The 22,495-nt window shown below is 67.4% G+C and carries 15 protein-coding genes; 6 read left to right on the top strand and 9 right to left on the bottom strand.

The window, feature by feature from the left end; all coding sequences use genetic code 11:
• Nucleotides 1-2 precede the first annotated feature (2 nt).
• Nucleotides 3-779, bottom strand: a complete 777-nt coding sequence (locus tag SCD90_RS13325; protein ID WP_319845178.1) for an amino acid ABC transporter substrate-binding protein — start codon at nucleotides 777-779, stop codon at nucleotides 3-5.
• Between the two features lie 244 nt (nucleotides 780-1,023).
• The gene (locus SCD90_RS13320) at nucleotides 1,024-2,142 is read right to left on the bottom strand and encodes a glycosyl transferase family 90 (protein WP_319845177.1); all 1,119 of its coding nucleotides are present in this window, start codon (nucleotides 2,140-2,142) and stop codon (nucleotides 1,024-1,026) included.
• Nucleotides 2,143-2,230: 88 nt separating this feature from the next.
• Between SCD90_RS13320 and aroC the strand changes: the two genes are divergently transcribed.
• Nucleotides 2,231-3,316 carry a chorismate synthase gene (gene aroC / locus SCD90_RS13315; RefSeq protein ID WP_319845176.1) on the top strand — a complete coding sequence of 362 codons (1,086 nt, stop codon included), beginning with the start codon at nucleotides 2,231-2,233 and terminating at the stop codon, nucleotides 3,314-3,316.
• 24 nt (nucleotides 3,317-3,340) lie between these two features.
• Nucleotides 3,341-4,423, top strand: coding sequence for a 3,4-dihydroxy-2-butanone-4-phosphate synthase (ribB, locus tag SCD90_RS13310; protein WP_319845175.1), 1,083 nt, complete (start codon nucleotides 3,341-3,343; stop codon nucleotides 4,421-4,423).
• Between the two features lie 66 nt (nucleotides 4,424-4,489).
• On the opposite strand, the gene SCD90_RS13305 is transcribed toward ribB, so the two are convergent.
• Genes SCD90_RS13305 through SCD90_RS13295 form a run of 3 tightly spaced genes read right to left on the bottom strand, consistent with a single transcriptional unit; the run spans nucleotide 4,490 to nucleotide 7,497 of the window.
• The gene (locus SCD90_RS13305; protein WP_319845174.1) at nucleotides 4,490-5,497 is read right to left on the bottom strand and encodes a YcjF family protein; all 1,008 of its coding nucleotides are present in this window, start codon (nucleotides 5,495-5,497) and stop codon (nucleotides 4,490-4,492) included.
• 12 nt (nucleotides 5,498-5,509) lie between these two features.
• A complete protein-coding gene (locus SCD90_RS13300) occupies nucleotides 5,510-6,976 on the bottom strand; it encodes a YcjX family GTP-binding protein (protein ID WP_319845173.1) in 1,467 nt (488 codons plus the stop codon).
• Nucleotides 6,973-7,497: a SixA phosphatase family protein gene (locus SCD90_RS13295; RefSeq protein WP_319845172.1), complete on the bottom strand. Its 525-nt coding sequence runs from the start codon at nucleotides 7,495-7,497 to the stop codon at nucleotides 6,973-6,975. The genes SCD90_RS13300 and SCD90_RS13295 overlap by 4 nt, the downstream gene beginning before the upstream one ends.
• Nucleotides 7,498-7,685: 188 nt before the next feature.
• Here SCD90_RS13295 and SCD90_RS13290 point away from each other — a divergent pair, with 188 nt between their 5' ends.
• The 4 genes from SCD90_RS13290 to SCD90_RS13275 all read left to right on the top strand — a co-directional run bounded on the left by SCD90_RS13290 (nucleotide 7,686) and on the right by SCD90_RS13275 (nucleotide 17,919).
• Complete coding sequence (locus SCD90_RS13290; RefSeq protein WP_319845171.1) at nucleotides 7,686-8,054, top strand: Hpt domain-containing protein; 369 nt, start codon at nucleotides 7,686-7,688, stop codon at nucleotides 8,052-8,054.
• A gap of 93 nt (nucleotides 8,055-8,147) precedes the next feature.
• Entirely contained in the window at nucleotides 8,148-8,468 is a 321-nt protein-coding gene (locus SCD90_RS13285; protein WP_319845170.1) for a 2Fe-2S iron-sulfur cluster-binding protein, read from the top strand.
• Between the two features lie 94 nt (nucleotides 8,469-8,562).
• On the top strand, nucleotides 8,563-9,591 hold the full coding sequence (locus SCD90_RS13280; protein ID WP_319845169.1) for an NAD(P)/FAD-dependent oxidoreductase: 1,029 nt from the start codon (nucleotides 8,563-8,565) through the stop codon (nucleotides 9,589-9,591).
• Between the two features lie 480 nt (nucleotides 9,592-10,071).
• On the top strand, nucleotides 10,072-17,919 hold the full coding sequence (locus SCD90_RS13275) for an apolipoprotein A-IV repeat region-like domain-containing protein (protein ID WP_319845168.1): 7,848 nt from the start codon (nucleotides 10,072-10,074) through the stop codon (nucleotides 17,917-17,919).
• Between the two features lie 554 nt (nucleotides 17,920-18,473).
• Here SCD90_RS13275 and SCD90_RS13270 read toward each other — a convergent pair.
• Genes SCD90_RS13270 through SCD90_RS13255 form a run of 4 tightly spaced genes read right to left on the bottom strand, consistent with a single transcriptional unit; the run spans nucleotide 18,474 to nucleotide 22,405 of the window.
• Nucleotides 18,474-19,082 carry an ABC-type transport auxiliary lipoprotein family protein gene (locus tag SCD90_RS13270; RefSeq protein ID WP_319845167.1) on the bottom strand — a complete coding sequence of 203 codons (609 nt, stop codon included), beginning with the start codon at nucleotides 19,080-19,082 and terminating at the stop codon, nucleotides 18,474-18,476.
• Between the two features lie 56 nt (nucleotides 19,083-19,138).
• Nucleotides 19,139-20,452 (bottom strand): MlaD family protein, encoded by a 1,314-nt coding sequence (locus SCD90_RS13265; protein ID WP_319845166.1) that lies wholly within the window; start codon nucleotides 20,450-20,452, stop codon nucleotides 19,139-19,141.
• 9 nt (nucleotides 20,453-20,461) lie between these two features.
• Complete coding sequence (locus SCD90_RS13260) at nucleotides 20,462-21,268, bottom strand: ABC transporter ATP-binding protein (RefSeq protein WP_319845165.1); 807 nt, start codon at nucleotides 21,266-21,268, stop codon at nucleotides 20,462-20,464.
• Nucleotides 21,269-22,405, bottom strand: a complete 1,137-nt coding sequence (locus SCD90_RS13255; protein WP_319845164.1) for an ABC transporter permease — start codon at nucleotides 22,403-22,405, stop codon at nucleotides 21,269-21,271.
• Nucleotides 22,406-22,495: the final 90 nt, after the last annotated feature.

Below are 22,495 nucleotides of genomic sequence, written 5' to 3'. Positions count from 1 at the left end.
ACTTACTGGGCGGACACGTCCGTGCCGAAGTATTTCTGCGAGATCTTCGCATAGGTGCCGTCGGTCTTGATGTCGGCCAGCGCCTTGTCGAGCGCCGCCTTCAGCGCCGGCTCGCCCTTGCGGAACAGGATGCCGGACTGTTCGGCGGCGTCCTGCGTCGCGGCGATCTTCACCGGCGCGTCGGGCTTCTTGGTCTTGAAGTCGTAGAAGGACAGGCTGTCGTTGACGGTGGCGTCGGCGCGGCGCTGCAGCACGAGCGTGATGGACTGGTCGAAGCCGTCGGTGCCCACCAGTTCAGCGCCGGCCTTCGCGGCCATCTGGCCGAAATTGCTGGTGAGGGACTGGGCCGACTTCTTGCCCTTGAGGTCCGAGAGGCTCTTGATGCTGTCGTCGTCTGCCCGGACGATCACCACGGCTTTGGAGGTCGTGTAGGGCTCGGAGAAGTCGTATTTGGCCTTGCGGGCATCGGTAATGCCGACCTGGTTGATGACCACGTCGTAGCGGTTGGCGTCCACGCCGGCGATGAGGCCGTCCCACTTGCCCTCCAGGAACTCCGCCTTGACGCCGATCTTCTCGGCGACGGCGCGGCCGATCTCCACGTCGAAGCCGACGAGGTCGTTCTTCTGATCATGGAAGCTGAAGGGAGCGTATGTGCCCTCGGTGCCGATCTTCAGCACGCCGGCGGACTTGATGCTGTCGAGCCGAGACTGGGCTGCGGCCGGGAGCGCGGACAGGGCGGCAATGATGCCGGCCAGCAGAATGGTTCTCGTCTTCGTCATGATGGTGTTCCCGGCTGCATGCTGCCCAACGCGTGTGGGGTGATGAAGTTGCGTTCTGGTATCACAGGTTTCAAGCGTGCGTTTAGAATATCACCCTTTCTTCGCCTGGGTAATTCGATGGTCGCCGGTTGTTGCAGGATCGCAGATGCCAAGTCAGTGGTCTCACCATTCGCAGCGGGTATGGGTCCCGGCCTTCGCCGGGACGCCCGGAGCGAGGGGCGAACTCTGCGCGTCCTGACGCAGGTCAGGACCCATATGCTCCGTGGTCGAAGCCCTGCCCCGGTGCCACGAATCCCTCGTAGGGACGCCAGTTCTCCGTGATCAGGCGGACCGCATCTGCCAGCCCGGCCTCGTAGGTGAGGGTGCGGGCGAATGCGCGGCCGTTCCGCGCGATCTCGTGGCTGCGCGCGTCATGGCTGCGCACCCACTCGATCTTCTCCGCGAGGTCGGACAGATCGGCACGCACGGGGATGAAGTGCTCCCATGGCTTGATGCGGTCATAATACCATTGCCGGTAGCCGTGCTGGCTCTCCACCTTCAGCACGCAGCAGCCGTAGTGAAAGCGCACGAGCAGGTTGGACCAGGTGTTGGTCTGGCCGTCGATGTCGATGGCGAACTTGCGGCCGAGCCAAGTTTCCTCCGGAACGCGCGGGGACGCCAGCCCGTGCCGCCGCAGCACGTCCAGGGTGACCTCTCCGGGCGGCATGAAGACAATGCCGCCCTCGCAATCCGTGATGTCGCGGAGGGCAAGACAAAGAAGAAGCCGCGCCGCCCCCCGTTCTGGCCGCACCTGCGCGAGCACGGGATCATAGGTACCCTTGCCTGACGACGCGCCGACCCATGTGATCCGCGCCGAGCGGCTCTCCCATGGAACATCGTCGTTCTCGGAGCGCCTTCTCCAGTCGGCGAAGCCCTTCCACTGGAAGAAGTACGGGTCCGGCAAGGCGATCACGTCCGGCCGGTTGCTGGACGGTGCGAAGCGGGCTGCCGTGCCCGCCTCCCCGTCGGACAGCGTGATGGAGAAAACCTCTATGTCCCGCGCGCACGCGGTCAGCCAGTATAGGTAAGCAGGTCCGTGGAAGATCGCGAGTTCGGCCGCGCGCGCAACGTTGTGCATCGGCAGGAGAATGGTGAGCCCTCTCCCCTCGCGAACCGCCACGAGATCCTCTCCGTAAGGGAGGCTTGCAGTGAAGCGGACGGACAGCGGCGGGAGATCGCCGGGCGCTCCGCCGAGAATGTAGCGAAGGTTTCGGTTTAACTCGTAGGGCACCCAGTCCTGAAGAGCCCGCGCATGGTTGCCCAGCCCATGGCTCGCAAGCTGGTGCCGAAGCCTGTGATATTCCCTGATGATCTTCGGTGTCATGGGTGCACCCCCGGCCGCGCCTCACCGCAAGGTTGTGACACACGCGAAACCTTGCCGCGCCCCCCGGCTTCGCCTATGCCCTGCGACCATGTCGCACAACACCTTCGGCCACCTCTTCCGCGTCACGACCTTTGGCGAGAGCCACGGGCCGGCGCTAGGCTGCGTGGTGGACGGGTGCCCTCCCGGCATCCGGCTGACGCTCGACTGGATCCAAAGCTTCCTCGACAAGCGCAAGCCCGGCCAGTCCCGCTTCACCACCCAGCGCCGCGAAGCCGACGAGGTGGAGGTGCTGTCCGGTGTCATGCCGGGTGACGGCGTTGGGTTGGTGACCACCGGCACGCCGATCGCCATGCTGATCCGCAACACCGACCAGCGCTCCAAGGACTATTCCGAGATCGAGGCCAAGTACCGGCCCGGCCATGCCGATTACGCCTATGAGGCGAAATATGGCCTGCGCGACCATCGAGGCGGTGGCCGGTCTTCCGCGCGCGAGACGGCGGCGCGCGTGGCAGCCGGTGCCGTGGCACGAAAGGTCATCGCAGGCGTCGAGATCCGCGCCGCTTTGGTGCAGATGGGCCGGATCGTCATCGACCGCAGCCGCTGGGACTGGAACGAGGTGGACCGCAATCCCTTCTTCTGCCCGGACGCGGAAGCGGCGCGTGAGATGGAAGTTTATCTCGACGGCATCCGCAAGGCGGGCTCCTCCATCGGTGCCGTCATCGAAGTGGTGGCCGATAATGTGCCCGCCGGCTGGGGCGCGCCGATCTACGGCAAGCTGGACGCGGACCTTGCCGCTGCCTTCATGAGCATCAACGCCGTGAAGGGCGTCGAGATCGGCGACGGCATGGCGTCGGCGCGGCTGACCGGAGAGCAGAACGCCGACGAAATGCGGATGGGCAATGAGGGCAAACCCGTGTTTCTTGCCAATCATGCGGGCGGCGTTCTCGGCGGCATTTCGACAGGTCAGCCCGTGGTCGCCCGTTTCGCGGTGAAGCCCACCTCCTCCATTCTCACGCCCCGCCAATCCATCGACCGCAACGGACAGGATGTGGATGTCTCGACAAAGGGCCGGCACGACCCTTGCGTGGGCATCCGTGCCGTTCCCATCGGCGAAGCCATGATGGCCTGCGTGCTGGCCGACCACTTCCTGAGGCACCGCGGCCAAAACGGCTGATGCTTCCCAAGTCTGGAACCTGAGATGCAGGATATCTTCGCGCATGTTCGCTCTGCCATCGACGCGTTCGCGCGCGGCGAGATCGTCGTCGTCACCGATGACGACGACCGGGAGAACGAAGGCGATCTCATTTTCGCAGCCGTACATGCGACGCCTGAGAAACTGGCCTTCACTGTCCGCCACACCTCCGGCATCGTCTGCGCGCCGCTAACCTCCGAAGAAGCGCGCCGGCTGCGCCTCTCCCCCATGGTGACGGACAACGACGCGCCCATGCAGACGGCTTTCACCGTCTCGGTGGATGTGCGCCACGGGACCACGACCGGGATTTCGGCCGAGGAGCGCACTCTGACGGTGCGCGCGCTGGCCAACGGCAATATGGGTGCGGCCGACTTCGTGCGGCCCGGGCACATCTTCCCTCTCATTGCGCGCGACGGCGGCGTGCTGATCCGCTCCGGCCACACGGAAGCGGCGGTCGATCTCTGCAAGCTGGCGGAACTGCCGCCGATCGGCGTCATCGCCGAACTGGTGAACGACGACGGCACCGTGATGCGTGGCCCGCAGGTTTCCGCCTTTGCCGAGCAGCACCGCCTGACCCGCATCAGCGTGGCGGACCTGATCGCCTACCGGCAGGCGCGCGAGAAGCTCGTGACGCGCATCTCGGAGTTCGAGGTGCCGACCGAGATCGGCGTGCTGAAGGGCTATGGCTATGTGACGCCGTTCGATGCCGTGCACCATCTGGCGCTGGTCCATGGATCCATGGGCGACGGCCGCGCGGTGCCGGCGCGCCTGCACCGGGCCGATGCGCTGACGGACGTGTTCGGCGGCGGCAAATCCATCCGCGCGGCCCTGCGGCAGTTCCAGGCCAGCGGGCGCGGCGTGATGGTCTATCTGCGCGATGGCGCCGTGGGTGTGCCGGTGCAAGCGACCGGCGAGAAGTCCGCCAGCGAGAGCACGCGCGACCAGCAATGGCGCGAAGTGGGGCTCGGCGCGCAGATCCTGCGGGATATCGGGGTCTCGTCGATCCGCCTTCTGGCGTCGCGCGAGCGGCATTATGTCGGACTGGCCGGATTCGGCATCGAGATCGAGGGCACGGACATCATCGAGTGATGGTGATGTGGTTCGGCAGGGCGCGTCCTGACGAAGGTCAGGACCCATACGCTCCTCGCCGGCGGCTCAGCCCGGCTTCTTCCCCTCGAACAAACCTCCAGCCACGTCCCGCAGCGTCGGCGCTTCCCGGGCGGAGAACGGCAGCGGGCGGCACACCGCGATGGCGGCAAGGCCAATGCGTGCGGTGAGGATGCCGTTGATGACGCCCTCGCCCAGCCGTGCCGACAGCTTGGCGGCGATGCCATGGCCGACGAGCTGGTCGATGACGCTTTCACCCGCCGCCATGCCGCCGGTGACCGCGAGATGCGCCAGCACATGGCGAATGAGGCGGAAGAAACCGATCGTGCCCGGGCGCCCACCGTAGACACCGGCGATGCCGCGGATCAGCGCCGCCGATGTCGCGGCGACCACGGCGATGTCGATGACCGCGCGCGGTGCGACCGCCGTAATGGCCGCGACGCGCTTCGAGGCATTGGAGACGATGCGCCGCGCCTCGGCATCGAGGCCGGTCATCAGTTCACGTTCGGCGAGGTGGACAAGGTCCGCCCCGTCGATGACCTCCCCCCGATGCTGCTGGAGCGAAGAGCGGCCACGCGCGGTGGCCGGCACGGTTGAATAGAGCGCGACGAGTTCATCCACCACGCCGAGCGCAAGCGCCCGGTCGTCCTTCAGCACGGCGGCTTCGGCGCGGGCGCGCAGGCCGTCGATGCGGCCGAGGCGGCGCAAGGCGAGCAGTTCGCGGCCGATGATGAGCACCAGCGCCAGCACGAACAGCACCACGAGGCCGACGCCGATCCAGCCCAGCCATTGGCTGCGCGCGAACAGATCTTCCACGAGGGCCGTGACCGCGAGGCCGAAGCCCAGCGAGACGAGGCCGCTGAGCGAGGTCCAGAACAGGGTGGCGAGCGGCCTGCGCCGGGGCGCCGTGGCGGTGGCGACGGCGGAGGTCGCGGCGATCTCGCCGTTCTGCGGCAGCGGCTCGATCAGCAGATCGGCGGTGTCGGGTTCCGCCTCCTGCAGGATGAGCTCGGGATCGTCGAGCCGGAACGTGGCGGGTCTGCGGGGTGGCTGCATGTCTTCCTCGCCTCAGGCCAGCTTGTCGCCGAGCAGGAACTGCAGGACGCGGTCCATGCGGATGTGCGGCAGGCGGGGTTTGTCGCGGCTGCCTTCCACGCGCGGCGGGCGGAAGCGGATGATTCCCACATCGCCCTCGCCTGTTTCCGCGCGTCCCCGGTAGCCGCCGGGCTGAAGTGCGATGGCGGGATCCGCCGGGAGGTCTCCCGGGAAGACGCCGATCTCCTCCTCGCCATCGAGCACCTTGTCTCCGGAGCGCTCGCCGGGCTCAGGGGTGCCGACGATGATGGGGAGGTCCTGCCCGTCCTGCCTCGCGCTGGCTTCACGCGTGGCGCGGACGGCGGCGATGGCCAGCACCTCGACCTCCGCGCCGCTGAAGCTGGCGCGCTGGCGGGCGCGGTCCACGAGACGACCGAGAATGGCCTCCAGCCGGTCATGGCTGGTGTGGTGGAGATGGTCGGCCTTGGTGGCGGCGAAGAGGATCTTGTCCACCCTGGGCCGGAACAGCGATGTCAGCCAGGAATTGCGGCCGTGGCGGAAGGCGTCGAGCACGCCGGAGAGCGCGGATTCGAGATCGGCGACCGCATCGGGGCCTGCATCGAGCGCTGCCAGCACGTCCACCAGCACGATCTGGCGATCCAAGCGGGCGAAGTGTTCGCGGAAGAAGGGCTTCACGACCTGCGCCACATAGGAATCGTAGCGCCGCGCCATCATCGCGTGCAGCGTGCCGGGCGCAGGCACGGCATCGGCGGCGACATCGAGCGGCGCGAAGGTCAGGACCGGCGAGCCCTCGAGATCGCCCGGCAGCAGGAAACGCCCCGGCGGCAGCGCCGAGAGCGCGTGGCGGGCCGTGCGCGAGGCGCGGAGGTAGTGCGTGAAGAGCTCAGACGAAGCCTTTGCCCACGATTCGCTTTCCGGCGCCGCCGCGTCGGCGGTGGCGAGGTGGGCGTGCCATTCGGCGGCCAAGGATGCGCGGGCGCCCTTGCGGCTCATGGCCAGGGTCTCGGCGGAGAACTGGGCATAGGTGCGGCCCATCAGTCCGAGATCGAGCAGCCATTCTCCGGGGTAATCCACGATGTCCAGCGTGAGGTGCGAGGTGCCGAGGCGGCGGCCGATGAAGGTGTCCGACTGGAACTCCAGCACGATGCGGAGTTCGGAGATGCGGCGCGTCGATTGCGGCCAGCGGCGCTCGTCCAGCACGGCGGACAGATGCGTCTCGATGTCGAAGCGAGGCACCGCATCGTCCGGTTGCGGGCTGAGGCGGGCCGCGATGAGGCGGCCATCGGCAAAGGCGCGGAACAGCGGCAGGCGCGCACCGCTCACCAGCGCATTGACGAGCGCCGTGATGAAGACGGTCTTGCCGGCGCGGGACAGTCCGGTGACGCCGAGGCGAATGCTGGGGTTCAGCGCGCCGACCGCCGCGTCACGGACGCTGGCCGCAACGATCAACGCCTCGTTCTGGAGATCGGCGGCCTTCATTCGCCCTTGATGCCCAGATGTTTGGGCGTGACGAAGGCGGACAGCCAGGCCGTCTTCTCCTCAAGCGCCGCCCAGGGCACGTCCTCGAAGTCCAGCACCGCGATGGCGGCGGTCGGGAACTTCTTCTGGAAAAGGTCCACCACTTCCGGCTCGCCGCTTTCGGCCAGCAGCGTCACCAACATCTCCATTCCGGGATTGTGGCCGACCATCAGGAGCGTGAACACGTCCGAATCCTGTTCCTGTACGACTTCGAACAGGGTCTCAGCGGCGGCCTCGTAGATGCGGTCGTCGTAGGTCACGACGGGCGCAGGATCGAAGGCGCGGCTTGCGAGACGCCATGTCTCGCGCGTGCGCGCCGCACCGGAGCAAACCACGGCGTCTGGAACGATGCCCTGCCCGGCCATCCATTCGCCCATGCCTGCTGCCGCAGTCCGTCCCCGCGGAGCAAGCTGCCGATCATAGTCGTTAACGGGATCGGGCGCTTCGGCTTTGGCATGCCGCAAGAGGACCAGTCTGCGCATCGGTGTGTGGCTTTCGTGTCATAGAGTTCATGAATGGCAAAGGGAAAGGCGAAATCCTGTGAGAACTAATGTTCCTTAACCAAGTTTACCCCAGAGCCGCCCTAAATTCGACACGGCTGGGCAGGAAACCTTAGGCGTCACCCCGGGATAACCCCCAAGGGCGCCGCCTTTTCATAGGAACGGGTCTGATGTCACTCGCGTATGCGTATCAATCTGTCGAGCCGCTCCCAGTTGAGCGGTCGCTTGATCTTGATCACCTTTCCCGCCGCACTTCCGGCGATGCTGCGCTCGAGCGCGAAGTACTTGCAATATTCCGCCGGCAGGCGCGGCAGGTGCTGTTCCAGCTCGAAGCCATGACAGATCCTCATACCAGGCTGAAAATCGCCCAGTCGCTCAACGGTTCCGCCAAGGGCGTAGGCGCCTGGCGCGTGGCTGAAGCCGCCGAGGCGCTGGAAGCTGCCATGCGCGACGAAAGGCCCGCCGGGGCCGTGGTCGCCGATCTGGCCGAGTCGATCTCCGATGCCATCGGTGAGATCGACAACGTTCTCGAAGGCTGACGCACCTCTGGCGCGACGCAGGGTTTCGCCCTAAGTCTCCGCGTGGTTATCAACGGGAGCGGCCCGCCCGCTCCCGCACCTGCGCGAGTTCCCATGCCCAGCATCACCTTCATCGATTCCTCCTCCGAGTCCCGCACCATCGATGCCGAAACCGGCTCGACGGTGATGGAAGCGGCCATCCGGAACGGCATTCCGGAGATCGAGGCGGAATGCGGCGGCGCGTGTTCCTGCGCCACCTGCCATGTCTATGTGGACGATGCGTGGATGGAGAAGACCGGCGGCCCCTCTCCGATGGAAGAGGACATGCTGGACTTCGCGTTTGACGTACGCCCCACCAGCCGACTGTCCTGCCAGATCAAAGTGTCCGACACGCTCGACGGCCTTGTCGTGCATACGCCGGCGCGCCAGGGCTGATCCGGGACTTCCGCTTTCCGCTCTCAGCGTCTAAGAAGCCGCATCTTTTTCCCTTGGCGCGTGCGGACGCCCCAGTCAGGACTGTTCAGTCTCTATGAGCGACACCATCAAGACCGATGTGGTCATCATCGGCGCCGGCCCGTGCGGCCTGTTCGCTGTGTTCGAACTCGGCCTCCTCGACATCAAGTGTCACGTCGTCGACATCCTGGATAAAGTGGGCGGCCAGTGCGCCGAGCTCTATCCCGAGAAGCCGATCTACGACATTCCCGGCCTGCCGATGGTGACCGGCCAGGGACTTACCGACAATCTGCTGGAGCAGATCAAGGCGTTCGATCCCGTGTTCCACCTCGGCGAAATGGTCGAGTCGCTGGAGCGCCAGGAGGACGACACGTTCCGCCTCGTCACGAACCACGGCACGGTGTTCGACACCAAGGTGGTGGTGATCGCGGCCGGCGGCGGCTCGTTCCAGCCGAAGAAGCCGCCGATCTCGAACGTCGCGGAATACGAAGACGGCTCGGTGTTCTATTCGGTGCGCAAGATCGAGTCGTTCCGCGACCGTCGCGTGCTGATCGTCGGCGGCGGCGACTCGGCTCTGGACTGGACGCTGAACCTGCAGCCGGTGGCCGGCCGGGTGACGCTGCTACACCGCCGCGACGACTTCCGTGCCGCGCCCGACAGCGTCAACAAGATGCGCGCGCTTGTCGAGCAGGGTGCGATCGACCTCAGGATCGGCCAGGTGACGGAGTTGAAGGGCCCCGACGGCAAGCTGGAAGCAGCCGCCGTGAAGGGCACCGACGGCACGGTTTTCGACATCGAATGCGACGCCATGCTGCCGTTCTTCGGCCTGACCATGAAGCTCGGTCCGCTGGCGGAATGGGGCATCCACCTGCATGAGAACCTCATCATGGTGGACACCGAGAAGTTCGAGACCAACGAGCCCGGCATCTTCGCCATCGGCGACATCAACACCTATCCGGGCAAACTGAAGCTGATCCTCTCGGGCTTCCATGAGGGCGCGCTGATGGCGCAGGCGGCCGCCCGCCGCATCAGCCCCGACAAGCGCTTCGTGTTCCAGTACACGACCTCGTCGACCAGCCTTCAGAAGAAGCTCGGCGTCTCCTGACGCGCAGAGGACATGACTGCGGAAAAGGCGGAGCCCCTGGCTCCGCCTTTTTGTTTCAGCGCCGCACGGGCCATGGGCCAAAGGTCTAGAGCACGCTGCCGAGGCCGGATTCCCATCCGCCCCAGCATTCCCGGGCAGCTTCACGCCCGCAAAATATCCTGACAACTTTACGCATCCCAACAAATCAAAGTTGAGGGTTCGCGCGGCAAGGTAGATCTGCGGCCGGATCACCGGCTGTTCTTATGGTAAATGAAGCGTTAACGACGTTAGGGAAATCCCGGGCTATCCAGTTTCCAAGCCGTGCCGCTTTGCGTAAAGTTCAGGTGCGGCGAACTATCTTCGGCACGGGCCATGGCCTTTGCCGAAGCGGAGACGGAAGCCCCCGGGCGCCAGGCGCAGCCATTGTACCGGCTGGGCAGGCACCGTCTCTGATGTGGACGCAGCCGGTTTTGTAATGCGGTTCGGCAGCGAGGCACTGTAATGGCTCATCAACCCACCAAGGCGCAGCTCCCCTCGGATGCCGCCTTGTCCGCGATCGAACAGGCTTTGAACCTCGAAAGCGACGCCCCTTCTCCCGCTCCGGCACCGGAGCCCGACCCCCAGCCGCGTGCACAGCGCACAGGCGGCGGCCTCACGGCCAGCCAGCCACCGGCGAACGACGACGCCCGCTCCTTCGCCCATGTGCTCTACGGTCTTCAGCGGCGTCCGTCCTACGCACCGTTCATCGCGGCGGGCGTGGGTTCGCTGGTCTGGATCGCACTCGTCAGCCTCTATGCCGTCACCACGCTCAACATGGCGGGCGGCTTCGATGTGAACGCGCCCGGTGCGCTGCCGCAGGCGGCGATGCTGGCCGTCATCGCCATCGCGCCGATCCTGTTCTTCTTCACGCTGGCCGTGCTGTCGCGGCGCGCGCAGGAAATGCGCCTCGTGGCGCGCTCCATGACGCAGATCGCCATCCGCCTCGCGGAGCCCGAGAAGGCCGGGCAGAACGGCGTGGCCAATCTCAGCGAATCCGTGCGCCGCGAGATCGCCGCCATGGACACCGAGATCGAGCGCGTCGTGTCGCGCGCCAGCGATCTCGAAGCCACCCTGCGAGGCGAAGTGGTGTCGCTCGAACGCGCCTATGCGGACAATGAATCCCGCATGCGCATGCTGATCGACGATCTGCGCCTGCAGCGCGAGACGCTGATGTCCAACGCCCATGAGCTGCGCCTGTCCATCGAGGAGGCACAGAGCGGGCTTTCGCGCGAGCTGAGCACCGCGAGCGAGGCCATGGCCGGCCAGATCACCGCCGCCGGCGATAACGTCGTGCGTTCGCTGGAAGAGCGCAGCGCCGACTTCAGCAGCGCCGTGGGTGTTGCGGGCGAGAACCTGCTGACCAGCTTCAACAACGAAAGCCAGGGCCTGCTGGCGCGGCTTAACGAGACCGGCTCCACCTTCAACCAGAACTTCGCCGAGACCGGCGAGCGGCTGGCCGGAGAGTTCGGCATGCGTGCCGGGGCCATCCAGGAGACGCTCGCGGCCACCACCGACGACATCGCCCGCATGCTGGACGAGCGTACCCGCGCGGTGGGCGAGAGCTTCATCGACAATGGCAACCGCGTGGCCGACCGCATCGAGGAGCAGGCCCGCACCTTCGACGCCACCGTGACCGCGACCAGCGCGAACCTGACCGATTCGCTGACGAGCCGTGCGCAGATCCTGACCGACGCGCTGATGCAGACCGCCGACGCCGTGAACGACGTCATGGGCGAGCGCACGCAGGCCGTGATCTCCACCCTCACCCACACCACGCAGGAAGTGACCCAGGTTCTGGCCGAGCGCGGCGAGGACGTGGTCCGCGCCGTGTCCGAACAGGCCAACAGCGTGACGCTGAACCTGGCCGACAGCGCCCGCGAGATGGCGCAGACCCTGAGCGGCACCGGCTCCACCGTGACCATGCTGCTGGCCGACCGTGCCCGCGAGATGTCCGACGCGCTGGCCGATACGGGTCTCCAGATCGCCGAGACCATCGGCAATCGCGGCGATCTGGTGGGCGAGGCGCTGGAGCGCACCGGCCGCAATGTAGCGGCGACCTTTGCCGAGCGCGCCGATGCGCTGAACCAGGCGCTGCTCGATTCGAGCGAACTGATCGGCCGCAATCTCAGCGACCGCGTCGGCGAAGTGAACGAGATGCTGCGCTCCAGCGGCGAGACGCTGATGGGCGATATTGCGTTGCGCGGCGAGGAAGTGGCGGCACGGCTGGCCGACAGCAGCACCCGCATCGCGGACGTGCTGGGACACGGCGGCGCTCTGGCCGACAGCATCACCGAGGCCAGCGAACGTATCCGCGAGGCCGTGCTGGACCGTGGCGGCGAACTGGACCGCAGCCTGCAGGACGGCGCACGCCTCCTCATCGACGGGCTGGACACCCGCATCGGCACCATCCGCGACGTGGTGGAAGCCGGCGCCCGTGCGGCCGATGGCCTGTTCGAACAGCGCGCCGAGGACATCCAGCAGCGTCTGGACCTGGCGAGCGCACGCGCGGCGGACAGCATCGCCGAGCGTGGCGGCGCCATCGTCGAGCAGATGACCGGGTCCGTCTCCCGCATGCACGACCTCATCGTGGTGCGTGGCGAGGACCTGGAAGCCCGCATTGCGGGTGCGGCGACGGCGGCCTCCGAACTGCTGCTGCGCGGCACCGACGGCTTCGAGGAGCGGCTGGCCGGCCAGATCGAGGCCACCGTGCTCAATGCACGTGACGCACTCGCCGGCGCCGGCGACATGCTCACGCACGACCTCAACGACCGCATGACGGTGCTGACCGCGCGGCTTGCCGATCTCGGCGGCGATGTTGCCGACCGGATGGCCGAACGTGGCCAGCAGGTCAACGACCAGCTTATCGCGACGGCGGAGCGGGTCTCCGGCACCATCGTGGCGCAGGGCGACACTGTGGGCTCTGCGCTCGCCGCCTCGCTGGGTTCGTTCGACACGCTCATCAACGGGCGCGCGCTGGACATCGCCAACCGGCTCGGCTCGGACGCCGCCGAGATGAACCGGGCGCTGGACGGCCATGTCCGCAGCCTCGAGCATATCATCGACGTGCGCGGCACGGGCATTCTCGAGCGCCTGGAAGGCCATGCGGGGGAACTGGACCGTGCCTTCAATTCCGGCGCCGAGGCGCTGGACGCGACGCTGGGCCGCTATGTCGGCACCTTCGAGGACGTGCTGGGACGCCGGGCGGGCGAGGTCGAGCAGGCCGTTGCGGCCGGCACCGAGACCGTCGAACAAACCCTCTCGCGCTATGTGCAGAACTTCGACCAGCTGTTCGGCGACCGGAGCGTCGCCGTTGAGCAGGTGGTGACGCAGGGCACCGAACGCCTCGACACCGCCCTGCTCCGCCATGTCGAAACGCTGGACGTCCTGTTCGGCGACCGCGGCAATGCCGTGGAGCATGCTGTGGCCCAAGGCGCGGAACGCCTCGACGGAGCCCTGCTCCGCCATGTCGAGACCATCGACACCCTGCTCGGCGAGCGCGGCAACGCGGTCGAGCAGGCGGTGATCCAGAGCACGCAGGCGCTCGATCACACCTTCAACCGCCACAGCCTCGCCTTCCGCGAGATGCTTGAGACGCGCGGCACCGGGCTGGAGCGCAGCCTTGCCGAAACCACCGAAGCCATCGGCGCGGTGCTGGGCCAGCATGCCGACGCCTACCGCGACTTCATCGGCACCCGAAGCGATGCGCTGACCCTCACGGTCGAGCAGACCGCACAGGCGCTGGACGACAGCCTTGCTCGTCAGGCCGCCACCATCGAAGGGGTCTGGACCGGACGCGGTGCGGCCGTGGAGCAGGCCGTGGCTCATGGCGCAAGCGCGCTGGACGCCACCCTCGCCCGCTATGCCGAGGCCTTCGACACGCTGTGGACCGAGCGCGGTTCCTCGCTGGAGAACGCCGTCTCCGGTGCTGCCCAACAGGTGGAGACGGGCCTTGATCGCCAGCTGACCTCCTTCGAGCGTATCTGGGCCGAACGCGGCGCTGCTCTCGAACAGAACCTCGCAAGCGGCACCGAAGCCCTCGACGGCTCGCTCGACCGCTATACCCAGGGGTTCAACGCCCTTTGGACCGAGCGCGGCACGGCGCTCGAGGACGCGGTCAGCGGCATGGCCGAGCAGATCGACGGTTCGCTGGGCCGCCATATCTCGGCCTTCGAGAACATCTGGACGGAACGCGGCGGGGCCGTGGAGCGCGCCGTCAGCGGCGCCGCCGAGACCATCGACGCGGCACTTGTGCGCCACATCTCCGCGCTGGAAGATGTGTGGCACCAGCGTGCGCCTTTCGTGGAGCAGGCGGTCGCACAGGGCACCGAGCAGCTTCGCGCCAGCCTCACCCAGTACATCGAGGCGTTCGAGAACATCTGGGCGCAGCGCGGCGGCGCCGTGGAACAGGCTGTCGCCCGCGGCACGGACGCGATCGACACCACTCTGAGCCGCTATGCCACTTCGCTGGAGACCTCGCTGACCGAACGCGGCCAGGCCGTGGAACGCGTCATCGCCGAGGGCACCGGCACGCTGGACGCCGCGCTGGGCGGCTATGCTCAGGTCTTCGAGACGCTGTGGCAGGAACGCGGCACGGCGCTTGAGCGTGCGGTGGCCGACGGCGCCCAGAGCATCGACGGCAATTTGGAGCGCGGCGTTCGCACCATCGAGACCACGCTCGCAGACCGCAGCGGTGCGGTGGAGCGCGCAGTGGCCGAAGGCGCCAGCACTCTGGATGCGGCTCTCGGCGCATATGCCGAGCTGTTCCAGACCCTGTGGCAGGAGCGCGGCGGCGCGCTGGAACGCGCGGTCGCGGAGGGTGCCGAGCGCATGGACGGCAATCTGGAGCGCGGCGTGCGCGCCATCGAGACCACGCTCGCAGACCGCAGCAGCGCCGTGGAGCGCGCGGTCGCGGACGGCGCCAGCACGCTGGATTCGGCGCTCGGCGGCTATGCCGAGCTGTTCCAGACGTTGTGGCAGGAACGCGGCGGTGCACTTGAGCGCGCCGTGACCGAAGGTGCCGAGCGCATCGACGGCAATCTCGATCGGAACGTCCGCTCCATCGAGACCACTCTTGCCGCCCGCAGCGGCGCCGTGGAGCGCGCCGTGGCCGAAGGCGCCAGCACGCTGGAAGCAGCTCTTGGCGGCTATGCCGAGCTGTTCCAGACCCTGTGGCAGGAGCGCGGCGGGGCGCTGGAACGCGCGGTCGCCGATGGTGCGGAGCGCATCGACGGCAATCTGGAGCGCGGAGTGCGCGCCATCGAAACGACCCTGGCCGCGCGCAGCGGCGCCGTGGAACGCGCTGTTGCCGACGGTGCCAGCACCCTGGAAGCAGCTCTCGGTGGATATGCCGAGCTGTTCCAGACCCTTTGGCAGGAACGCGGCGGGGCGCTGGAACTCAGCGTCTCGCAGGGCGCGGACAATCTTCAGGGCGTCCTCACCCGTTATGCGGACGGCATCGAGACGCTGTGGCGCGAGCGCGGCGAGCAGCTTGAGCGCGCCGGCGTCGGCACGGTCGAGGTTCTGGAGCAGCGCCTTGGGGCGCAGATCGGCCGCTTCGAGGGCTTCTGGACGGAACGCGGCGGCACCATAGAGCAGGTGGTGCGCGATGGCACCGGCGCGCTCGACGAGGCGCTGAACCGCTACGTCGAGGCGTTCGGACTGGCGTTTGGCGACCGCGGCGAGGCCATGCAGCAGATGGTGGCCGCCGGCACACAGCAGCTGGACGACACGCTGGCTCGCCAGATCGACGCCTTCAACAAGGTCCTGTCGCGTCGCGGCACAACCATCCAGCAGGTCGTGCAGCAGGGCACGGAATCGCTCGACACGACCCTGGCGCGCCACGCGGAAGCCATCACGGGGGCGTTCGACGGACGCGGCGAGGCCATCCAGCAGGCAGTGGCAGAAGGCGCCCAGGCGCTGGACATCACCCTGACCCGCCATTCCGACACCATGGCCGGCATGCTGGCCCGCACCAGCCAGACGGTCGACAACGCACTGATCACCGGCACGCAGTTGATCGACGTGACGCTTGGCGGCCACGCCGAGACGTTCAACACGCTGCTCTCGCGGCGCGCCGACGAGATCAGCGCGACCGTGGCCGCGCGCCTCGACGGCTTCAGCGATGACGCCGCCATCCGCGTGGAAGAAATCGGGGGACGCCTGGACAATCGCCTCCAGCGCATCGGAGATGGCCTGGACGCCCGCGCCGAGAGCTTCAACGAGATGCTGGCTTCGCGCACCTCCGACCTCTCGCGCACCCTCAACGAGGGCGGCCGCGAGCTGGCAGAGACGCTGGACGCCCGCGTGCAACGCTTCGCCGAGGACATCGTCGAGCGTTCGGCCGGTGTGGTCGAGGTGCTGGAAACCAGCGCGCGGACGGTCAACGAGCAGCTTGGGCAGAAAGCCACCGAGGTGGCCGAGACGCTCAACAACCGCATCGGCCGCTTCGAACACGCTGTCGTCGCGCGTCTGGACGAGGTGTCGTCGAACCTCGAATTCCGTGGCGACGCCCTCACCCATCGTCTGTCGCAGGATGTCGAGCGCGTGGCGCAGAGCCTTGCAAGCGCGGTCGGTCAGGCCGAGGAAAGCCTGCAGGGTCTCGCGGGCGGCACGGTGGCGACGCTTGCCGAGCGCACCCATGGCCTTGCCGATGTGCTGGGCGAGCGCACCTCCGAACTGGCCCGCGTGCTGGAAGAGGACGGCACGCGCTTCGCCGACCTAGTGGCGGCGCGCCGCGGCGAGATCGCCGAAGAGGTGCGCCTGACGGGCGACGAAGTGGCACGCGCCATGGACCGCCAGTCGGAGATCGCCTCCCGCACCCTGCACGCCCAGGCCGAGCGCATCCGCACGGAACTTGCGGCGACGATGGAGACCGTGACTGGCGGCATGTCGGAGGATGCGCTGCGCGCGGCCGCCGATCTGCGCATGGCGAGCGACCAGCTTGCGCAGCAGCTTCAGGGCTCGCTGGCCGGCATCCAGAACACCAGCGCCACCATCGGCCAGCTCGTCATGCGGGCAGCCGAGACGGTGGACCAGCTCGGCCATCAGGCGGACCAGAAGTCCGAGGTGCTGGCGGAGCAGCTGGACGGCCTGCGCAGCCTGAGCCATGGCCTGCTTGGCGACCTCACCAGCCTTACCGAGCGCTTCGACCAGCAGGGCAGCGCGCTGTCCGGCGCGGTGGCAGCCCTCGCCAGCACGCAGGAGACGCTGGAGGACAACCTCAACGCCCGCCGCGAATCGCTGGAAGGCCTCACGGCTGCTCTCGATCGCCGCGCCCGCGATCTGGATGGTGTGCTGCGCAGCTTTGCCGGCACCATCACCCAGCAGCTGGACGAAGCGGAAATGCGGGCCCGTGAAGCTGCAGCAGGTCTCGGCCTGCAGGTGGCGGACACGACCCGCCTGCTGCAGAGCGGCCTAGAAGAGGTGCGCGGCGTGACCGAGGCCGAGCGCGAGCGCACGGCACGTGCCCTTCGCGAGACCTATGACACGGCGCTCGCGGAGATGACCGGGCTGCTGCGCAGCAGCACCGACGGTCTTGGACAGATCGCACAGGACATGCGTGGCATGACCGGCGTGATCCACCAGGAGCTGGAGGCCACCCGCGAGGAACTGCGCCGTGGCGTGCTGGCCATGCCGAAGGAGACGGAGGAGAACACCGCCGCCATCCGCCGCGTGGTCTCCGAGCAGATCCGTGCCTTGAACGCCCTCACCGAGATCGCGACCCGCCACGGCGGACTGCACGATGCGGTGGAGCCACGGCGTCTGGAGGCGGTCGCCTCGGAGGGCAGTCGCACCGCCCGCCGCGTGGAGGCGAAGCCCGTGGCGTCGCGCCCTGCACCGCAGCGCGAGGAACGGCCGTCCCAGGCTGCCGCCACCAACGAGCGCGGCTGGCTGGGTGGGCTTCTGGCCCGCGCGGCAGAGGATGAGGAGACGGTGGACACCACTGCGCAGGCACGCTCGACCCTGAGCTCACTGGACAGCCTGTCCGCCGATATCGGCCAGTTCATCAACACCGACGCGATGATGGACGCCTGGGACCGCTATCGCCGGGGCGAGGACGATGTGTTCACGCGCCGCCTGTACACCCGCGACGGCGCAAAGACCTTCGACGACCTGCGCCGCCGCTACGGCCAGAACGCCGAGTTCCGCCAGACCGTGGACCGCTATGTCAGCGAGTTCGAGCGGCTTCTGGAGGATGCCACCCGCGACGAGGCCAATCCGGACGTGGCAAAGGCCTACCTGACTTCCGACACCGGCAAGGTCTACACCCTGCTCGCCCACGCGGCGGGCCGGCTGGACGAGAAGGACTAGGGCTTGGCTGGTCCGGATGTGACGTGATCAAGGGGCGCTTCGGCGCCCCTTTTTCGTTTGGTAGTGCGGGTGAAGTTGGTTCGGCGTCCGGAAGGCGCGTTGCGCCTGTCCGTGCCCGCTGCGCCGTATGGCTGCGGGTGGAGTTCTGCCGTNGTGATCAAGGGGCGCTTCGGCGCCCCTTTTTCGTTTGGTAGTGCGGGTGAAGTTGGTTCGGCGTCCGGAAGGCGCGTTGCGCCTGTCCGTGCCCGCTGCGCCGTATGGCTGCGGGTGGAGTTCTGCCGTCACGGCACGGGGTATGGGTTCCGGACAGCGCAGGCGCTTCCGGAACGCCCGAGGCGGGAGTCTCCCGTATCTGCCGTGTCCTCCCGGCAGGAGGTCGCATGTTTCGAGGCGGGATGACGCTGCGGCAAGCGGCAGTGCGTCCCGGGAGGCGCAACGCGCCTGTCCGGGACCCATACGCCGTGTGGCTGCGGGTTAAGTTCTGCCGATACGGCACGGGGTATGGGTTCCGGACAGCGCAGGCGCTTCCGGAAGGCACGCATTATTTGTGCGTGTCAGGCGCCGGCGCTGCCCCAGGTCACGAGATCACCGAGCACCTGCCACAGCGCGGCGTTGAGGCCGTGCGTTGCGCCGGCGCCGGTGATGCTGGTCACGGGCGCCTGGCCCTGGAAGACGCGGGCGCTGCGCACGCGCCCTTCCCGGTCCACGAGGCGAGCGGAGATCTCCACCAATGCGGTGCCGGTCGTGCCGGAGGCGGACACCTCGAAGGCGCGGATTTCGGTCAGGAGCGTCAGGTCGCTGGCTACACGGTCCTGCGAGCGGGTGACGGAGCCCATGCGGCCGGAATTCTCGAAGGCCTGGACGATGCGGGTCTGCAGCAGGCCGGGCAAGGTGTCGGTCCACTGGGAGGCGGGAAGGTAGCTGACCTGCGAGCCGGTGCGAACCACGATGCGATTGGAATCGAGCACCTGGATGGCGCTCGGCACCTCCACCGCAAGGACACCGCGGCGTGCGGCACGCTCTACCGACAGGCTTGGCGGGGCGCTGAGATCGAAGGTGGTCGAGGGTGCCGTCTTGCCGAAGCCGGCGCAGCCGCCGACGAGCAAGGCAAGGCCGAGCACAAAGGTGCGACGCGCGGAAACTTGCGTGAAACCAGTCAGCACCCAGCGATCTCCAGCCCTGCTCAGACACCAGCGCCGCGAATGGGCGCCTTCAGACATCAGCGACGCGGCGCATAATCCGGAACGCCGCCTCCGCCGAAGATGAACCGCTGCGGATTGCGCTCGAGATCCCGCACCACGCGGTCTACGCCAGACAGAGTTTGGCGGCCACTTGCTACAAGTCCACTAAGATCACGCAGGCCCTGACCAGTAAACTTGTTGATGTCACCCGAAAGCGACGCCGTGCGCTTGTCGAGATTGTCGGAGAGGATGCGGATCGACTTGGCGGCTTCGCGCACCTCGTTGAAGACGCCGCTCTCCTGACCCTCGCCGAGCAGCGAGTCGGCACGTGCCAGCACGCCGTCGATGCGCACGGACGCCTTGTTGAGGCGGTCGGACAGTTCGCGGGCGTCGGCCACGATCTCGTCCACCGAGGGCGCGTTGCGCTTCAGTGTTTCCGAGAAGGTGGCGGCGTTGTCCACGACCTGCCGGATCCGGTCCGGGTTCACGGCGGCGACCACCGACTGGACGCCCGTCAGCGTCTCGTTCAGCTTGGTGCTGGAGGTCACGAGGTTCGAGGTGACCGTCTGGGCGTTGGTGAGCACCACGTCCAGCTTCGGCCCGACTTCCGAGATGCCGTTGGCGAACTGCTGGGTGGATTCCACGATGCTGGCGATGCGCTGCGGGTCCACGGCCTTGACGATGCGCTGGGCATCCGCCGTGAGGTCGCGCAGCGGGCCGGCAACATCCGCCACGGCCTTCGCCATCTCGCCGGTTGAGGCGAGGAAGCTGTCGAGGCCGGAGGCGTTCTTCGCCAGCGCGTCGGTGAAGGTCTGGACATTGGCGACCGACTTCGTCAGCGGCGCGCGGTTCTCTTCCACGAAGCTGTTGAGCCCGGTCAGCACGCTGTCGGCCCGCTCCATGATGGTGCGGGCGCCCTCCATGATGTCCTGATAGGAGGAGCTTTGCGCGATAAGCGTGGGCGGTGCTCCGTTCTGCGAGACGAGCGCCGGGGCATCCGCGCGGCCGCCCTGAAGCATGATCGACGCGACGCCGGTGAGGCCCTGATATTCCAGCTGCGCCTTGGTATCGGAGCGGACCGGCACGGACTGGTCGACGCCGATCACCGTGTAGATCTTGCCCGGATCATCCGGCGCGACCGCGATGCTCTTCACCTCGCCGACATTGAGGCCGTTGAAGAGGACGGTGGACCCGCGCACGAGCCCGGACACGGAGCCCTGAAAGACGACGCGGTAATCCACCCGGCTGGCCAGATTGGACTTGCCGCTGAACCACCAGACAAAGCTGAACCCGCCGAGCAGGACGGCCAAGGTGAACAGCCCGATGACGAAATGATTGGCGCGCGTTTCCATCGCTAACCGTTAAACCTCCGCGCCTGCCGCCGCACGTGCGCGCGGGCCGCCGAAATAGGCCTTGAGCCAAGGGTGGGTGGCACGGCGCATCTCGGCGATCGTTCCTTCAGCCAGCACCGCACCATCGCCAAGCGCGGCAATGCGGTCGCAGGCATGAGCCAGGCTGTCGAGGTCATGGGTTACCATGAAAACGGTGAGCCCCAAAGTGCGGCGCAAGGTCAAGATAAGTTCATCGAAGTCCTGCGCGCCGATGGGATCGAGGCCCGAAGTCGGCTCGTCCAGAAAGATGAGGTCCGGGTCCAGCGCGATGGAGCGCGCGAGCGCGGCGCGCTTGATCATGCCGCCGGAAAGCTCGGACGGGTAGAGGTCGGCCGCGGCCGGCTTCAGCCCTACGAGCTCGAGCTTCAGCATCGCGACCTCGTCCATCAGGCGCGGGGAGAATGTGGTGTGTTCGCGCAGCGGCACCTGGATGTTCTGCTTCACCGTGAGCGATGAGAACAGCGCACCATGCTGGAAGAGGACGCCCCAGCGCCGCTCCACCCTCTGCCGCTGGTCGGTGTCGGCCCGGTCCATGTCGGTACCGAATACTTCGACGCGGCCTTGGCGCTTCGGCACAAGGCCGATGATGGTGCGCAGCAGGACGGACTTGCCGGTGCCGGATGCGCCGACCACGCCGAGGATTTCACCGCGGCGGACGTCCAGATCCACATTCTTGAGGACGAGCTTGTCGCCGAAGCCGGCCGCGAGGCCGCGCACGCGGATGACCGGCGTGGCCTGTTCTGCGGCGATGGCGCGGGCGGATGCGGGTTCGGCCATCTAGTATCCGATCGCCGCGAAGAACATGGCGAAGAGGCCGTCGAGAACGATGACCATGAAGATGGACTTCACCACCGACGCCGTGGTGCGGCGGCCCAGCGACTCGGCGGAGCCTTCGACGTTCAGCCCCTCGATGGTGGCGATGAGGCCGATGACCATGCCCATGAACGGGGCCTTCAGCGTGCCGACGAGGAAGCTCTCCATGGTGAGCGTGGTCGGCAAACGCGTCAGGAAGACATCGAGGCTGATGCCGCCATAAACCACCGCGACGAAGGCGCCGCCGGCAATGGAGGCGAGCGTCGCGAGGAAGGACAGCAGTGTGATGCCGACGACGAGCGCAAGGATGCGCGGCAGGATCAGCACCTCGATGGCGTCCAGCGCCATGACGCGGATGGCGTCGATCTCCTCCCGCATCTTCATGGAGCCGATCTCGGCCGTGAAGGCGGAACCGGAGCGGCCGGCCAGCATGATGGCGGTGAGCAGGACACCCAGTTCGCGCATGGAGAGGATGCCGACGAGGTCCACCACGAAGACGGTGGCGCCGAAGGCGCGCAGCTGGAAGATGCTCTGCTGGGCGATGATGGCGCCGACGAGGAACGAGATCAGCGCGATGATGGGCACCGCGCGCAGCCCGACCAGTTCGAGATGGTGGACGAACGAGGTGAAGCGGAAGCTGCGCGGGCGCAGCATGACGCGGCCGAGGGTGGCGACCACCGCGCCGAGGAAGACGACCCAGGATTTCAGGTCGGTCACGGAGGACAGGACGCCCCGGCCGATATCGGCGACGAGGCCATAGCCCGCGTTTTCGCGCCGCGCTTTCGGAGCGGGCGTGTCCTGCGGCTCGCGATCCGCCGCGTCGATAAGGATGCGCTGTTCGGGACGACCGCCCTCCAAGGTGGCGGAACCGCCGGCGGCGGCGATCTCGCGGCGCAGGCGGCCCAGAAGCAGCGCGCCGACGGTGTCCACGCGCGAAATGCCGGCAATGTCCACGCGAACCTGATGACCACCGAGGCGCATCACGGCGTCGGCGACGAGTTGTTCCAGGTCAGCCGCGTGCCGTCCCGTCCATTCGCCGGACAGGCGCAGCAACTGGCCCACGCCGCCGCCGGCGGCATCCGGTTCAGCCGAAATCGCCAACGCACTGAGCCCATGGTGAGAACATGCTTAAGCTTTACCCGAGCACGGGGTTGCCGCATAGCAGCGCGACAACCGGCGCATCAAGATTGT

The organism is Terrihabitans rhizophilus (genome assembly GCF_033898525.1).
Classification (GTDB): domain Bacteria; phylum Pseudomonadota; class Alphaproteobacteria; order Rhizobiales; family Methylopilaceae; genus Flaviflagellibacter; species Flaviflagellibacter rhizophilus.
The sequence above is the reverse complement of the archived record's forward strand: the minus strand, read 5'-3'. Positions and strand labels throughout refer to the sequence as shown.

What these genes read in the sequence shown, in the direction of transcription:
- SCD90_RS13280 (WP_319845169.1), top strand. Translation starts at nt 8,563, where the DNA reads ATGAGCGACACCATCAAGACCGATGTGGTCATCATCGGCGCCGGCCCG.
- ribB (WP_319845175.1), top strand. Translation starts at nt 3,341, where the DNA reads ATGCAGGATATCTTCGCGCATGTTCGCTCTGCCATCGACGCGTTCGCG.
- SCD90_RS13320 (WP_319845177.1), bottom strand. Translation starts at nt 2,142, where the DNA reads ATGACACCGAAGATCATCAGGGAATATCACAGGCTTCGGCACCAGCTT.
- SCD90_RS13300 (WP_319845173.1), bottom strand. Translation starts at nt 6,976, where the DNA reads ATGAAGGCCGCCGATCTCCAGAACGAGGCGTTGATCGTTGCGGCCAGC.
- SCD90_RS13295 (WP_319845172.1), bottom strand. Translation starts at nt 7,497, where the DNA reads ATGCGCAGACTGGTCCTCTTGCGGCATGCCAAAGCCGAAGCGCCCGAT.
- aroC (WP_319845176.1), top strand. Translation starts at nt 2,231, where the DNA reads ATGTCGCACAACACCTTCGGCCACCTCTTCCGCGTCACGACCTTTGGC.
- SCD90_RS13285 (WP_319845170.1), top strand. Translation starts at nt 8,148, where the DNA reads ATGCCCAGCATCACCTTCATCGATTCCTCCTCCGAGTCCCGCACCATC.
- SCD90_RS13305 (WP_319845174.1), bottom strand. Translation starts at nt 5,497, where the DNA reads ATGCAGCCACCCCGCAGACCCGCCACGTTCCGGCTCGACGATCCCGAG.
- SCD90_RS13260 (WP_319845165.1), bottom strand. Translation starts at nt 21,268, where the DNA reads ATGGCCGAACCCGCATCCGCCCGCGCCATCGCCGCAGAACAGGCCACG.
- SCD90_RS13275 (WP_319845168.1), top strand. Translation starts at nt 10,072, where the DNA reads ATGGCTCATCAACCCACCAAGGCGCAGCTCCCCTCGGATGCCGCCTTG.
- SCD90_RS13290 (WP_319845171.1), top strand. Translation starts at nt 7,686, where the DNA reads ATGTCACTCGCGTATGCGTATCAATCTGTCGAGCCGCTCCCAGTTGAG.
- SCD90_RS13325 (WP_319845178.1), bottom strand. Translation starts at nt 779, where the DNA reads ATGACGAAGACGAGAACCATTCTGCTGGCCGGCATCATTGCCGCCCTG.
- SCD90_RS13265 (WP_319845166.1), bottom strand. Translation starts at nt 20,452, where the DNA reads ATGGAAACGCGCGCCAATCATTTCGTCATCGGGCTGTTCACCTTGGCC.